The sequence below is a fragment of the Exiguobacterium artemiae 255-15 genome (assembly GCF_000019905.1).
GTDB lineage: Bacteria > Bacillota > Bacilli > Exiguobacteriales > Exiguobacteriaceae > Exiguobacterium_A > Exiguobacterium_A artemiae.
The window spans coordinates 360,848-374,912 of record NC_010556.1; the positions used below are offsets into that span (position 1 = coordinate 360,848).

The window sequence follows — 14,065 nt, forward strand, 5'->3', positions numbered from 1 at the left end:
GGTCAATTAGAAAAATGATTTGAATATTCAGAAAAAAGAGAAATTTCGGAGGGTGTTTTATGAGTTTGCTTCGTAAGAAAGATGTCAGTGTGATGATGGATCAAAAGAGCCATTCTAAACTGGCACGGCATTTATCAGGCTTTGATTTAGTGTTACTTGGGATTGGTGCAATCATCGGAACAGGGATTTTTGTCCTGACCGGAACAGGAGCATTGTATGCAGGACCCGCATTACCGGTTGCCTTTATTATTTCTGCTATCGTCTGTGCATTAGCTGCTCTCTGTTACGCTGAGTTTTCATCGATGATTCCCGTCTCAGGCAGTGTGTACACGTACACGTATGCCACGATCGGGGAACTGGTCGCCTGGATCATCGGTTGGTGTTTGATCCTGGAATACGGGTTAGCATCAAGTGCCGTTGCAACAGGTTGGTCCGGTTATTTCCAATCACTATTATCCGGATTCGGAATCAGTCTGCCGACAGCGTTAACGGCAGCGCCGGGTGCTGTACCGGGAAGCGAAACATTCTTCAACTTACCGGCGTTCTTGATCTTGATGGTCATCACGCTGTTGCTCTCAATGGGTATTAAAGAAACAAAACGCGTCAACAATATCATGGTTCTTGTAAAAGTAGCCGTCGTTGTCTTGTTCATCGTCGTCGGGATCTGGTATGTCGAGCCGGGCAACTATACACCGTTCGCACCGTTCGGTATCAGTGGTGTCCTGCAGGCTTCAGCCATCGCTTTCTTCGCTTACCTCGGTTTTGATGCCGTTACGTCAGCAGCAGAAGAAGTAAAAGATCCGGGCCGTAACTTACCGATCGGGATCTTAGGATCACTTGCCATCGTTACCGTATTATACGTCGTCGTATCCGCCATCATGGTCGGAATCGTACCATTCAAACAGTTTGAAGGGGTCGACAGTCCGGTTTCGTTAGCTTTAAAAGTAGCCGGTCAAGACTGGGTTGCAGGTTTCGTCGACTTAGGTGCCATCGTTGGTATGACAACGGTTATCCTCGTTATGACATTTGGTCTGGTACGTCTCTTGTTCGCGATGAGCCGTGACGGATTATTGCCGAAAATCTTCTCGGACGTGAATGAAAAATCACATACGCCTGTCAAAGCAACATGGATTCTTGGAACGACAGCCGGTTTAATCGCAGGTTTCGTGCCGCTCGGTACATTGGCAGAATTGATCAATATCGGAACACTCGCAGCATTCGCTCTGATTTCAATTGCCGTCGTCATCTTACGGAAAACGCGTCCTGATCTGAAGCGGGCGTTCAAAGTGCCATGGGTTCCATTCTTACCGATTCTTTCCGTCCTTGCCTGCATCATGTTGATGTTGAACCTTCAAACATTCACATGGATTGCTTTCTTCATCTGGACAGCGATCGGTCTGCTCGTCTACTTCGGATACGGAAGATCACGTTCAAAATTACAACAATAAACACTCATGCCATCCAGGATTATTTTTGGATGGTTTTTTTGTTTGCTGCCGGCAGGAATGAACACCGGAAAAGGCGAACGGTTGTAAAGAAAGGGGCGATCCGAAATGATTCATATTAAACGGGCACCTGATACAGAAACAGCATATTTAGTCATGAAGGAAGGTTTCAGCGATTACATGATTCCACTAGGTCTTTCACCTGAAGTGTTTCAGGAACGAATCTTAGAACGTGACGGCAACCAACTGGAACATTCGTTCATTGCCTATCACGGGGAACGACCGGTCGCGATTTGGTTGAACGGGCTGAAGACGATCAAGAAAAAAACGGTCATGCGTTGTGGCGGACTGGCGGTCGATCCACAGTACCGGCGTCTTGGAATTGCCAAAGCCTTGTATGATGCGCAACTGAGTTATGCCAAGTCGTTAAATGTCGACTGTTTGATGCTTGAAGTCATTCAAGGAAATGAGCCGGCGATTACCTTATACAAGAGTTTCGGTTATCAAACTGTCAGTGAACTCGGTTATTTTCATAAAGAAGAATCGGGACAGGTTGAACCGCTTGTTGAAATTGATCAAGTGGCTTTTGAACGGCGGTACATACAGCAGGACGAATACATTTGGCAACAGGATCCGGGTGTTATGAAACTGGCGAAAGCCCGTTACTACGAACTTGATGGTGCCTTTATTGCCGCAGTCAATGAATCAATTTTTGCCATTTTGACAGATGAGGAAGAAGTGGCCCGTGTCGCGACCGAAGCGACACGCCGATTGGCAGGCGAACTCTACCATCTACAATCAACGAATCAGCAGGTGTGGGAAGAATTACTTAAAGCCGGGTGGCAACAACGGGACCTCAAACAATTCATCATGCAAAAACCAATCAGTGTCTAAACAAACGGGATCTTCAGAACGGCCTTTGAGGCGACTCTGTAGATCCCGTCTTTTGTTACATCCATAAGCTGATCATGACGATGACGGCAAAGATCGCAAATAAGATCCCTGTACCACCAAGCATGACGAGCATGATTTTGTTCATCATTAAAAAAACCTCAATTCTTCCCCTAACAGTTATTTTACAAAATAACTCAATGAATTTTGATATTTTTTCATTTCGCTTACACCATTTTTATATCTTTTACTGTTTGGATCTTGTGAGATGTAATCGTGTGAACGTTCATCAATCCATTTTGTACCGCTTACTGTAAGGTCATTAAAGACGTAACCGAATCCATAACCACCATTATCATAAATAGGAGCCTGTACTAAATTGCCGTTCATCTTTGGTTTGATTGCATACGACGTTAGAGTGTTACTTTGTTTTGTGAGTTTTTTATTTAAAACTGTGTATGTTTTTAGGTTAAGAAACGAATAAGTTTCTTTGTTTGTCAGCGAAAAAACAGTAGGGTATCCTGTTTTGTTTTTGAGAACGGCACTTGTTTTGGCATCTGTCGTACTGAATACATAAGGATTTGATTTGGTATACGTATATTTGTAATTGGTAGATTTCCCGTTCAAATAAAGAACAAATTTTCCGCTACATAACTCGTCCTTACCTTTAATCCACCAAATATCATTTGAAGTAGCTTTGTGGCAACTTGCTTTAGATGAACGCATTGAAACAGTATACTTTTTCTTAGCCTGATCATAGATAGTAAAGTCTTGTTTGATTTTTTTAGAGTAAGAGGCAGCTTCAGAATGTAGAGGTTGAATACTCAAAACCGAAAATAAGCAAGCGGATACAAGTAATTTTTTCATAATACATCTCCAAGTCATCATATTTTAATTCCATTTTATAACATATGAAGCTGTTGAGAAATTAAAAAATAAAAATTAAAACCAAAAACGCCTTTCTTTCGTTTACTGAAGAAGGTGTATGGTCATTTACTCAATGAAAATTTAGGTCGATTTTGGTTTAAATAGTCCTCAATCATCACCCGATGCGAACCGACGATTTGCTCCGGTAAATCTTTCAAAGAGAAATACGTTAACGCAACACTTTCTGCGCTAATCCGCAACGTTCCGGTCGTTTCGGAAGCAACGTAAGCGAGCGAAACGCTTTGAAAGACATCGCCGTTCGCAAGCGTCGTGACATAATTTTTTCCGGAATAGACACCAAGCAAAGTCAGTTTTTCGGCGATAAGTCCCGTCTCTTCTAGCAATTCACGGCGTGCGGTTTCATCTGTTGATTCAGCCCATTCCATCAGACCCCCCGGCAGTCCGAACCGGGCCTGTGTTTCATTCCGTTGCTCGAGCAAAATATGTCCGTCCTTGACGACGAGAACGACGGCACCGACGAGAATTAGCGGGGTATGTCCAACCTGTTTACGGAGTGTTTCCACGTAGTTCATCGGGACACCTCCTGATGAAACGGACAGCCGCTTGGAACGCTTGGTTCTTCCGCAGGAGCAGAACGGGCGAAGAAATTCGGTCGTTTGACGGTCGGATCGAAATCTTTGTGGAAGACATGCGTCGCGGCACCGCTCATGGGCGGTACGAGCCAGGACCATTCTCCGGTTACGTCCCGTTCACAGGCCGCTTCATTTTTTTCGAACCGGGCAAATTGTTTCGTTGCCGTATGATGATCGACGATTGTCACACCGCTCCGTTCAAACGAATCAAGAACGGCATAATTGAGCTCGACGAGTGCTCGGTCCTTCCATAACGACCGCTCCCGTGACGTATTCAGTCCAAGTTGTTTGGCGACCAGCGGCAAAAGATCGTAGCGGTCAGTATCGGCCAAATTTCGGGCACCGATTTCTGTTCCCATGTACCAACCGTTGAATGGAGCACACGGATAGGAAATACCGCCGACTTCAAGCCGCATATCGGAAATCATCGGCACGGCATACCATTTGATTGTCCGGTCCCCAAACAGATTTTGCTCGGGATGTTGAATCGTGACTTCCAGCACCAGTTCATCCGGAATCGGATGCAGACTGACTTGGCCGTCAAGTTCAATCAGTAACGGTAAGATATCGAAATCGGTTTTAGATCCGCTCCATCCGAACGACTCACACAACTGAGTGAAGGCGATTGAAGCCGAATCCCCAATGATACCGTCCGGGGTGTCGTAACCGGCATAACGGATTAATTGATGGTTCAAGATGCGGACCCGGTCGGGATCAAAAATCGTAATCGTCGAACGGATCCGTCCATCGTTGGTCGCGTACTCCATATGATGAAACAAGGTGTCGCGGATCGATTCCACAGTCAGGGCATCCCGGGCGTCAATGACGTGAAGTTGCTCCCAAAAGAGGCGCCCGATACAGCGGTTGCTGTTCCGCCAGGCGAGTTTTGCTCCATACGTAAGTTCTTGAAGCGTTTGCGTATACGTACCTGTCCGCAAAATTTCTTCGCGGACTTCATGCAGGCGATGTGCCTCTTGCGGGTATTGTTCTATATAGTCATGAAAAAAGCGTTCGGCTTCAGTGAGTAAAGTAGACACGGCGTAAATCCTTTCTTTATCCAACACGACGATGGTTCTTGCTTCAGTGTACCGTTTGCTTGCGCTTTGTGCCAAACGATAATCGTTAAACGCTTACTTACAAGTTCAAAAGACGTTAAAAGTTTAGGAAGTGTATGGAAAGGGGGATAGAGGAGAGAACTATTCGAAAGTGAGGAAATTGTTATGTCATTATTAAAACCTGTATTTGCCCGATTTTTTGGCGAAGCCTTTTTTGATAAATCGGCTCAGCTTGCTTATTATCTGATGTTGTCCTTATTCCCATTTTTATTATTCGTAGTGGGCCTTGTGTCTTTTTTACCGTTCACATCGGGTGACGTCCTCGATTTGATCCGTCCGTTTGCTCCGGCGGAAACCTATGATTTAATCCGGAAAAATGTCGTCGGGATTTTTGATAACGGGGGCCTGAAACTGGCCTCGATCAGCTTCCTGGCAGCCTTTTGGCTCGCTTCGATGTCGGTCCAGTCACTGGTCCGTTCGTTAAATGATGCGCTAGAAGTCACGCGGAAAGTGCCGTTTTGGAGAGGGTTACTGCAGGACTTTGGTTTTACGGTCGGAATGATGATTATCTTACCGATGTCGCTTCTCGTTCCGGTTGCTGAAAAGTTAACGCGGCGTTTCATCACGCATTTTGCGATCGTCAATGATGTCGTCACGAACTACTCCTGGATTTGGTTTTTATTCCGTTGGGGACTCGGATCACTGTTCCTGTTGGTCTTCTTCATTCTGCTGTATCGTGTTCTACCGAGTGTCCGGTTAACAGTCCGTCAAGTCTTACCGGGTGCATTGTTTGCGACAATCGCCTGGCAGGCTGTTTCTGAATTCTTCTCGTATTACGCGGAATTCGGCAGTTACGACCGTCTGTATGGACAACTGGCCGGAATTATCGTCCTGATGACGTGGTTCTATTTGTCATCTGTCGTCCTGATGCTCGGTGGATTGATGAACGCCGAACGGATGCGTCAAAAGAAAGAAGCGAAAGTCTTAAAACCTGAAAAAATCAAACAAGAGACTGTCCGTTAAGGGCAGTCTTTTGTTTGACGTTGAATTACTTTTTGATAGAAGAATACACCGATCAAACCGGTCGTAAACAAGGCGAGCAGAAGTAACGAGAGTTGTTCATAGTGCGTAGTTTTTAAGAACACGCTGGCTGCAACGGCGGCATAAAAACTGCCCAGACTCTTTTTGACGAATTGACTGCTGAAGAGATTGAGGAATGATGCGCCAAGCGGCGAGCCGATGAGTGCTCCGATGATTAAAGCAATCCCTAAAGCAAGCGGAGCCTGTGTACCTGACATGAAATAACTCGTAACGCCGCCGAGTACAATCAACGTAGCTGCCGCAATACTTGTTCCGATTGCTTGCTTCAGCGGGAAACGCACCCATCCCATCAAAAGCGGTGTCAATAAAAATCCACCGCTGACGCCCATCAAGGACGACAGGATTCCGGCAGCGGCACCGATTGCGACCAGTTTATAGAACGAGGCGTGCGGCACAGGTGTCTCCTGAACCACTTTTTTAGCCGGTTTCAAAAACTGGATGGCAAACAACAGGAGCAGGACGATGTAAAGGGTGGAGATGACCGTATCGGCACCGCTGTGCCGTTCCATCCAAAAGACGACAGGCGTAATCGCAGCGGAGCCGATGATACCGGAAACGCCAATCGTGACAGCATCCCGAAGGTGAAAGTTATTTTGACGGAGATGGGCAAAGGTGCCTGTCACCGTCGAACCGAGTGTCAAAAGTAAACTTAAGACGATTGCGGTGCTCGGAGTGTATCCTAATATCAATAAAAGAGGGGTCAGGATGATGCCCCCGCCGATTCCGAAAAAACCGGATAGAATGCCGATTGCGGCTCCGAGTACAAGAAAAAGTAATAAATCCAAGAGTGTTCCTTCTTTCTATAAAGTGATACAGATGACTCTACGGGGAAAGTAATGATTAGGAAAATGAATTATACTGATCGTAACGATTAGAAAAATAAATGAGGTGAATCTATGAATTTTAATGAACTGAAGACCTTTGTCGCGTTGGTCGAAACAAAACATTTTACGAAAACAGCGGACCGCCTATACATTTCACAGCCGACGGTCAGTCTCCATTTAAAACATTTGGAAGAACATTTTGGACAAAGTTTAATTCATCGCCATACCTTTAATAAAACGATTGAAATCTCGGAAGCGGGATGGATTGTGTACCGGCATGCTAAGGAAATTTTGCACCAAGCGATCCGGCTCGAGCAGGAAATCGATGAGTTGGAAGGCATTACACGCGGGACGCTCAGAATCGCGGCCACACATACGATCTACGAAGCGATGTTAGAAGAGATGATTCACGACTTTTTGCTGGTCTATCCGGATGTTTCCGTCGATGCGCGCGTCATGAATCAGGAACAAGTCGAACAGGCCTTGCTCCATTACGAGATTGATTTAGGTATGGTAGAAGGACTGCATCGCTCGCACCAAATCGAAGCCATTCCTTTTGCGACAGATCGACTGCGCATCATCGGTCATCATCATCTGGTTCCGGAACAGGCAACCTGGATTTACCGGGAAGAGGGATCAGCCGCACGTTTAGCACTGGAAACGTGGCTGCAGACACAAGCAATTGTTCCGAAGCGGATAATCACGGTATATTCCAACCGGTTAATTAAACAGTTAATCAAAAATGGAACGGGAATCTCGATTCTTTCGGAACGTTTGGCGGGAAGCCTGCTCGAATCAGAACGGTTTCAGACATATGATGATTCGCAGATTGATCCAAGGATGTTTCAATTCATTACGCTTAAAGGAGAGACAACCCGTCTGTCCCAAAAATGGATCAATCAACACGGTGGATCCGACTAAAAACTTTTTCGTTGACATATACCCCTGTAGGTATTATTGTATGGAATGTAGCCAACAGATATGACACAGGTCACACGGAAAAAGGAGAGTGTTCTTCGCATGGAAAAAGTGTATGAAGACAAAATCATTCACCGGATGAACCGGATTGAAGGTCAGCTTCACGGTATTATCCGGATGATGAAAGAAGAAGCGTCCTGTAAAGATGTTGTCACTCAACTCAGTGCGACACGAAGCGCCATTGATCGTGTCATTGGACTTGTCGTCAGTGAAAATCTAATTGAGTGTGTCACGAATGACGAAACCGACGATAACCATGAACAGGCTGTAGCAGAAGCGGTTCAACTATTACTGAAAAGTAGATAAAAAAATTTACAACGATTAATACCCCTTAGGGTAAAATAGATGGAGGAATTTTTCAGATGTCAGAGATTAAAAAAACAATGATTGTCTTGTTCAGTGGAGATTACGATAAGGTCATGGCAGCGTATATCATCGCCAACGGCGCAGCCGCTTACGACCATGAGGTGACGATTTTCCATACATTCTGGGGATTAAACGCAATGCGTAAAGATGAACCGATTCAACCGGATAAAACATTACTTGAAAAAATGTTCGGCAAATTCATGCCGCGCGGTGCCGACAAAATGCCGCTCTCCAAAATGAACTTCGGTGGCGCCGGCCAGAAGATGATCAAAAACGTCATGAAAAAACACAACGCAATGCCGCTTCCCGATTTAATTGAACTGGCAAAAGAACAAGACGTGAAGTTGGTTGCATGTACGATGACAATGGATCTGCTCGGTTTAAAGCAAGAAGAATTGCATGATGGGATCGAATATGCCGGCGTAGCAGCGTATCTTGCTGATGCTGAAGACGGAAACGTCAACCTGTTCATCTAATTTCGAGGAGGATTGATGCAAGTGGATATCTTGAACATCGTATTTCTAGTGATTGTCGCTTTTCTCGCTTACCGGATGTTCGCCCCGACAAAAGGTGTCAACAAATTGTCGGCGTCCGACTTAAAGCAACGGTTAGGCGACCGGACCCGGTTTTATTTGGATGTCCGGACACCGGGTGAGTTCAAAGGAAATCACATTAAAGGATTTAAGAACATTCCGCTCCAAGTCTTGCCGACGCAACTCGATAAGATTCCGAAAGACAAAGAAGTCATCGTAATCTGTCAAAGCGGAATGCGCAGTAAACAAGCGGTCAAACAATTAAAAAAAGCCGGATATACGCAAGTAACGGAAGTGTCAGGCGGAATGAATGCTTGGCGTTAAAAAACACGAGGAGGAATAACAAATGAAACGATTCACAGCAAAAGAAGTACAGGAAAAGCTAGAGAACGGAGAACAACTTAACATTATTGATGTCCGTGAAGTGGATGAAGTCAAAGAAGGTAAAATTCCAAATGCGATTCATATTCCACTCGGTCTCGTCGAATTCAAAATGAACGAACTCGATAAGAAAAAACAATACGTCATGGTTTGCCGTTCCGGTGCCCGCAGCGGCCGTGCCGCAACGTATCTTGAAGGACAAGGCTATGATGTCATCAATATGGATGGCGGGATGATGGCGTACGAAGGTAAAACCAACTAATTTTTTTAATTTTAATTATACCCCTAGAGGTAAAAGGAGCGAATACTTTTGCAGACAATCAAAACAGATATCGTACTTGATGCACGTGGTTTAGCATGTCCGATGCCGATTGTTCGGACGAAAAAAACGATGAAGACACTGGAACCGGGTCAAGTCGTAGAAGTTCAAGCGACAGATAAAGGATCGACGGCTGATCTTCGGGCCTGGGCCAACAGTACAGGCAACCAATACCTTGGAACGATTGAAGACGGCGATGTTCTACGTCATTACGTCCGGAAAGCTTCCGGTAATGATCAGGAAGCGCCGGCATTTCAAAAAGTCGTCAACAACGAGACGGTCGAAGCCGTTTGCGGCAACGCGGATATAATGATTCTGGATGTTCGGGAAACGGCGGAATACGCCTTTTCACACATCCCGAGTGCCGTCAACATTCCACTCGGTGAACTGGAAGAACGTATCGAAGAACTCGACTCGTCGAAAACAATTTATGTGGTCTGCCGGACAGGAAACCGCAGTGACTTAGCTTGCCAACAACTCGACGCTAAAGGATTTAACGTTCAAAACGTCGTTCCGGGTATGAGTGACTGGAAATACGACACAAATCAAACCGTTTAATTCGTAAATTACGATCAGGAGGAATCAGACAGATGGCACAAGCAATGACTACAAAAGAAGTCACCCAAAAAATCATTCGCCGTGAAAAAATGTTTATCTTGGACGTCCGGAATGAAGACGCGTTTCAAGACTGGAAAATTGAAGGCGAACAATTTTCTTATCTGAACGTTCCATACTTTGATTTACTTGATGGTGTGGAAGACATACTGGATCAACTGCCGACCGATCAAAACGTACTCGTCGTCTGTGCAAAGGAAGGATCGTCGATTTTCGTTGCGGATTTGTTGGAAGAAGCAGGGCGGACGGTCTCGTATCTCGCAGGAGGAATGAAAGCCTGGAGCGAACACCTCGAACCAATCTCACTTGGATCATTAAATGAAACCGGTGCAGATCGTGGAGAAGTCGTTCAGTTTGTCCGCATCGGGAAAGGCTGCCTGTCTTACATGATTATCTCGGAAGGCGAAGCCGTCCTCGTGGATGCAACGCGTATGACAGATGTTTACCTCGACTATGCAAAAGAACGTCAGCTTGAAATCACACATGTTTTTGATACACATCTTCATGCCGACCACATTTCAGGTGGACGTGAAATTGCGGAAAAAACAGGCGCGACATATTGGTTGCCACCAAAAGACGCGCCAGACGTCACATTTGATTATGCAGCGCTCGAAGATGGAAGCCACGTTCAGGTAGGAGATACACAAATTGATGTACGGGCACTTTATTCCCCGGGACATACGATCGGATCGACTTCGTTCGTTGTCGATAATCGTTATCTCCTGACGGGCGACATTTTGTTTATTGATTCAATCGGGCGTCCTGATTTAGCCGGTCTCGCAGAAGACTGGGTCGGTGACTTAAGAGACTCGCTCTACAACACGTACCGTGAACTGTCGAAAGATCTGATTGTTCTGCCTGCTCACTTCATGTTAATCGAAGAATTAAACGAAGACGGCAGCGTCGCAGAAAAACTGGATGTATTACTTGCCAACAATCATGGCTTGAACATCGAAGACGAAGAAACATTCCGGAAAATGGTGACAGAAAACTTGCCGCCGCAACCGAATGCGTACCAGGAAATCCGTGAGACGAACATGGGGAAACAGACACCGGATCGCGAAGCACAACGTGAGATGGAAGTCGGTCCAAACCGCTGTGCCGTTCGCTAAACTAAAAAAATCACTTCAGGAGGAATTACAATTATGAAATCAGAACTCGTATTAGATGCAAAAGGACTTGCATGTCCAATGCCGATCGTTAAAACAAAAAAAGCAATCGCGGGACTCGAATCCGGTCAGATTCTTGAAATCCACGCAACCGATAAAGGGGCTAAAAACGATTTACAGGCATGGGCAAAATCAGGCGGCCATGAGCTCGTCAAACACGAAGAAGATGCCAGCGTTTTAAAATTCTGGATCCAAAAAGGGTAATTCAAGTTGAAGGAGGGCTGGCGACAGTCCTCCATTTTTAAAGGAGTGAATCGAATGGAAATCGGATTTATCGTAACCATCTTCCTGATCGGTTTTGTCGGATCATACATTTCCGGAATGCTCGGAATCGGCGGTTCAATCATCAAATATCCGATGCTGTTATACATTCCGCCGTTGCTCGGATTCGCTGCCTTTTCGGCCCATGAAGTGGCGGGAATCAGTGCGATTCAAGTCTTTTTTGCGACGATTGGCGGCGTTTGGGCTTACCGGAAAGGCGGTTATCTCAACAAGTCATTAATCGTAAGTATGGGTGGCGCCATTTTAATCGGAAGTTTTATCGGTGCCTACGGATCAAATGTCTTGGCGGAAGATACCATCAATATCGTCTACGGAATACTGGCGTTAACGGCAGCGGTCATGATGTTCGTTCCGAAAAAAGGACTGGATGATATTCCGCTCGATCAGGTTCGGTTCAACAAAACAATTGCGGCGAGTAGCGCGTTCATCGTCGGAGTCGGGGCCGGAATCGTCGGTGCGGCGGGAGCATTCTTACTTGTTCCGATTATGCTCGTCGTTTTAAAAATCCCGACCCGGATGACGATTGCTTCGTCGCTCGCGATTACCTTTATTTCGTCAATCGGCGCAACGGTCGGAAAGATTACGACAGGGCAGGTCGATTGGGGACCGGCGGCTGTCATGGTCGTCGCCAGTCTGATTGCGGCACCGCTCGGCGCAATCGCCGGGAAAAAGATGAACACGAAAATACTGCAAATCATTCTCGCTGTCCTGATTTTAGCGACAGCCGTCAAAATCTGGCTCGATATTTTATGAAAGAGTACAAAAAAGCGATACTTTGCCTGTACGTCAGCAAAGTATCGCTTTTTTTGATGAAGCTACAAACGGCTTTTTTCAATGACATCGACAAGTTGCCGTTCGACATCGAGTGCGACTTGTTTTAACTCGTCTTCTTCCACCAGACCAATCAGTGAGGTCGGGCGCGGCATGCCGATTTTCGTTTGTCCATCTTCCGTATAGACAGCGAGTTTACACGGCAAAAAGTAGCCGGCCCGCCGTTCCGCCGACAAGACACGATGGGCTTCTATCGGGTTACAAACTTCAAGGATATGATACTGGTCGTCAAACGGTAATTCTTTTTCAGCGAATTTCTTCGCCAAATCAAACTCCCATAAGACACCGAACGAAATCTCAGCAAGTGCTGTCTTCAGACGTTCAATCGTTTCTTCCGTTGAATGATTGGAACTGACCGTGTAGTCAAACATGAATACCCCTCCCGGTTTTTTGATGTCTTAAATTTATTTCCCTCTTTTGACAGGATGAATCGTCTTTTTTTGAATGTGCCGAATGAGAGCAGACCGGGCGACAAACTGTGGGAAATCAAGGTACATTAGAAAAAAGACATCCGTCAGACAATGAACGACGTAAGCTTAAAAAAGGAGGCGGAGGGAGATGAAGAAACGAATGTTGACGATTGTATCAGTCGTAGCATTGATTGCGATCATGATTGGCGGCTACTTTGTTTTCCAGCAACAACAGGCAAAATCGAGTGGGAGCAAAGAACTAACCTATGCCAAAGAAGAAACGGCGATTCTCGCCGGAGGATGTTTCTGGTGCATGGAGCCGCCGTTCGAAGAGTTAAAAGGGGTCAAATCCGTAATTTCCGGATATACCGGTGGAGATGTGAAAAATCCGACGTATAACCAGGTATCCGCAGAGACGACCGGTCACCGGGAAGCGGTTCTGATTACGTTTGATCCGGCTGTTATCTCCTATAAACAGTTACTTGATGTCTATTGGCGCCAAATCGATCCGACCGATCCGAATGGTCAATTCGTCGATCAAGGCGAATCATATACGACGGCAATCTTCTATACGAATGCGGAACAAAAACAGATTGCGGAACAGTCGAAGAAAAATTTGGCCGAGAGCGGCATCTTTGACAAAAAAATTGTCACGCCGTTGATTGAAGCCGGTCCGTTTTACGAGGCGGAAGCGTATCATCAAGATTATTACTTGAAGAGCGAAAAGAAATATAAATTCTACCGCTCTGCATCCGAACGTGATGAATTCATTAATCAGTATTGGAATGATCAGCCCAAACTGGATGTACCAAAGTATTCGAAATTGACCGATGATCAAATCAAAGCGAAATTGACGGATATTCAGTATAAGGTCACCCAGGAAGACGGGACGGAGCCGGCTTTTGATAATCCGTACCACGATTTGAAAGCGGACGGGATTTATGTCGATCTGATTTCCGGCGAACCGCTGTTTTCTTCTAATGACAAATATGATTCGAAAACCGGCTGGCCGAGCTTCAGTCGACCGTTAGAAAAAGGAAATATCATTGAGAAAAGTGATTTTGCGTTAGGGATGAAGCGGATGGAAGTCAGAAGCCGGCACGGGAATGCCCATCTCGGTCATGTCTTTAACGATGGTCCTGAGCCGACTGGTTTACGTTATTGTATGAATTCAGCTGCTTTACGGTTTGTGCCGAAAGCCGACCTCGAAAAAGAAGGTTACGGTCAGTATGCTTCCGAATTTAAATAATCAGCTAAAAAGGGATTTTTCACTTTCGTGAAAGTCCCTTTTCTTTCGAAACTGTAAGGTGACCGCATTAAAAATAACTATCCATTTTATCCAAAT

General features: G+C 45.6%; 18 protein-coding genes. 13 read left to right on the top strand and 5 right to left on the bottom strand.

The window, feature by feature from the left end; translation table 11 throughout:
* The first annotated feature begins 59 nt into the window (after positions 1-59).
* On the top strand, positions 60-1,448 hold the full coding sequence (bcaP, locus tag EXIG_RS01930) for a branched-chain amino acid transporter BcaP (RefSeq protein WP_012369248.1): 1,389 nt from the start codon (positions 60-62) through the stop codon (positions 1,446-1,448).
* Positions 1,449-1,553: 105 nt separating this feature from the next.
* Entirely contained in the window at positions 1,554-2,339 is a 786-nt protein-coding gene (locus tag EXIG_RS15560; protein WP_012369249.1) for a GNAT family N-acetyltransferase, read from the top strand.
* Between the two features lie 177 nt (positions 2,340-2,516).
* On the opposite strand, the gene EXIG_RS01940 is transcribed toward EXIG_RS15560, so the two are convergent.
* The 3 genes from EXIG_RS01940 to EXIG_RS01950 all read right to left on the bottom strand — a co-directional run bounded on the left by EXIG_RS01940 (position 2,517) and on the right by EXIG_RS01950 (position 4,893).
* Positions 2,517-3,203 (bottom strand): hypothetical protein, encoded by a 687-nt coding sequence (locus EXIG_RS01940; RefSeq protein WP_012369250.1) that lies wholly within the window; start codon positions 3,201-3,203, stop codon positions 2,517-2,519.
* A 122-nt stretch (positions 3,204-3,325) separates the two neighbouring features.
* Positions 3,326-3,796: an NUDIX hydrolase gene (locus EXIG_RS01945; RefSeq protein WP_012369251.1), complete on the bottom strand. Its 471-nt coding sequence runs from the start codon at positions 3,794-3,796 to the stop codon at positions 3,326-3,328.
* The gene (locus EXIG_RS01950; protein ID WP_012369252.1) at positions 3,793-4,893 is read right to left on the bottom strand and encodes a nitric oxide synthase oxygenase; all 1,101 of its coding nucleotides are present in this window, start codon (positions 4,891-4,893) and stop codon (positions 3,793-3,795) included. Before EXIG_RS01950 ends, EXIG_RS01945 begins: the two co-directional genes overlap by 4 nt.
* A gap of 183 nt (positions 4,894-5,076) precedes the next feature.
* Here EXIG_RS01950 and EXIG_RS01955 point away from each other — a divergent pair, with 183 nt between their 5' ends.
* Complete coding sequence (locus tag EXIG_RS01955) at positions 5,077-5,934, top strand: YihY/virulence factor BrkB family protein (RefSeq protein ID WP_012369253.1); 858 nt, start codon at positions 5,077-5,079, stop codon at positions 5,932-5,934.
* Here EXIG_RS01955 and EXIG_RS01960 read toward each other — a convergent pair.
* Positions 5,931-6,797: a sulfite exporter TauE/SafE family protein gene (locus EXIG_RS01960; RefSeq protein WP_012369254.1), complete on the bottom strand. Its 867-nt coding sequence runs from the start codon at positions 6,795-6,797 to the stop codon at positions 5,931-5,933. The two genes, EXIG_RS01955 and EXIG_RS01960, sit on opposite strands and share 4 nt — an antisense overlap.
* A 111-nt stretch (positions 6,798-6,908) precedes the next feature.
* Between EXIG_RS01960 and EXIG_RS01965 the strand changes: the two genes are divergently transcribed.
* The 9 genes from EXIG_RS01965 to EXIG_RS02005 all read left to right on the top strand — a co-directional run bounded on the left by EXIG_RS01965 (position 6,909) and on the right by EXIG_RS02005 (position 12,232).
* A complete protein-coding gene (locus EXIG_RS01965) occupies positions 6,909-7,757 on the top strand; it encodes a LysR substrate-binding domain-containing protein (protein ID WP_012369255.1) in 849 nt (282 codons plus the stop codon).
* Positions 7,758-7,856: 99 nt separating this feature from the next.
* Positions 7,857-8,120 carry a metal-sensitive transcriptional regulator gene (locus tag EXIG_RS01970; protein ID WP_012369256.1) on the top strand — a complete coding sequence of 88 codons (264 nt, stop codon included), beginning with the start codon at positions 7,857-7,859 and terminating at the stop codon, positions 8,118-8,120.
* A 56-nt stretch (positions 8,121-8,176) separates the two neighbouring features.
* On the top strand, positions 8,177-8,656 hold the full coding sequence (locus EXIG_RS01975) for a DsrE/DsrF/DrsH-like family protein (RefSeq protein ID WP_012369257.1): 480 nt from the start codon (positions 8,177-8,179) through the stop codon (positions 8,654-8,656).
* A 15-nt stretch (positions 8,657-8,671) separates the two neighbouring features.
* Positions 8,672-9,037, top strand: a complete 366-nt coding sequence (locus tag EXIG_RS01980; RefSeq protein ID WP_012369258.1) for a rhodanese-like domain-containing protein — start codon at positions 8,672-8,674, stop codon at positions 9,035-9,037.
* Between the two features lie 22 nt (positions 9,038-9,059).
* Positions 9,060-9,356: a rhodanese-like domain-containing protein gene (locus tag EXIG_RS01985; protein WP_012369259.1), complete on the top strand. Its 297-nt coding sequence runs from the start codon at positions 9,060-9,062 to the stop codon at positions 9,354-9,356.
* 48 nt (positions 9,357-9,404) lie between these two features.
* Complete coding sequence (locus EXIG_RS01990; RefSeq protein WP_012369260.1) at positions 9,405-9,971, top strand: sulfurtransferase TusA family protein; 567 nt, start codon at positions 9,405-9,407, stop codon at positions 9,969-9,971.
* A 32-nt stretch (positions 9,972-10,003) separates the two neighbouring features.
* Positions 10,004-11,140 carry an MBL fold metallo-hydrolase gene (locus EXIG_RS01995; RefSeq protein WP_012369261.1) on the top strand — a complete coding sequence of 379 codons (1,137 nt, stop codon included), beginning with the start codon at positions 10,004-10,006 and terminating at the stop codon, positions 11,138-11,140.
* A 33-nt stretch (positions 11,141-11,173) separates the two neighbouring features.
* A complete protein-coding gene (locus EXIG_RS02000) occupies positions 11,174-11,401 on the top strand; it encodes a sulfurtransferase TusA family protein (RefSeq protein ID WP_012369262.1) in 228 nt (75 codons plus the stop codon).
* A gap of 54 nt (positions 11,402-11,455) precedes the next feature.
* Complete coding sequence (locus EXIG_RS02005; protein ID WP_012369263.1) at positions 11,456-12,232, top strand: sulfite exporter TauE/SafE family protein; 777 nt, start codon at positions 11,456-11,458, stop codon at positions 12,230-12,232.
* 62 nt (positions 12,233-12,294) lie between these two features.
* On the opposite strand, the gene EXIG_RS02010 is transcribed toward EXIG_RS02005, so the two are convergent.
* Positions 12,295-12,681 (bottom strand): DUF302 domain-containing protein, encoded by a 387-nt coding sequence (locus tag EXIG_RS02010; RefSeq protein ID WP_012369264.1) that lies wholly within the window; start codon positions 12,679-12,681, stop codon positions 12,295-12,297.
* 187 nt (positions 12,682-12,868) lie between these two features.
* Here EXIG_RS02010 and msrB point away from each other — a divergent pair, with 187 nt between their 5' ends.
* Entirely contained in the window at positions 12,869-13,969 is a 1,101-nt protein-coding gene (gene msrB, locus EXIG_RS02015) for a peptide-methionine (R)-S-oxide reductase MsrB (protein WP_012369265.1), read from the top strand.
* Positions 13,970-14,065: the final 96 nt, after the last annotated feature.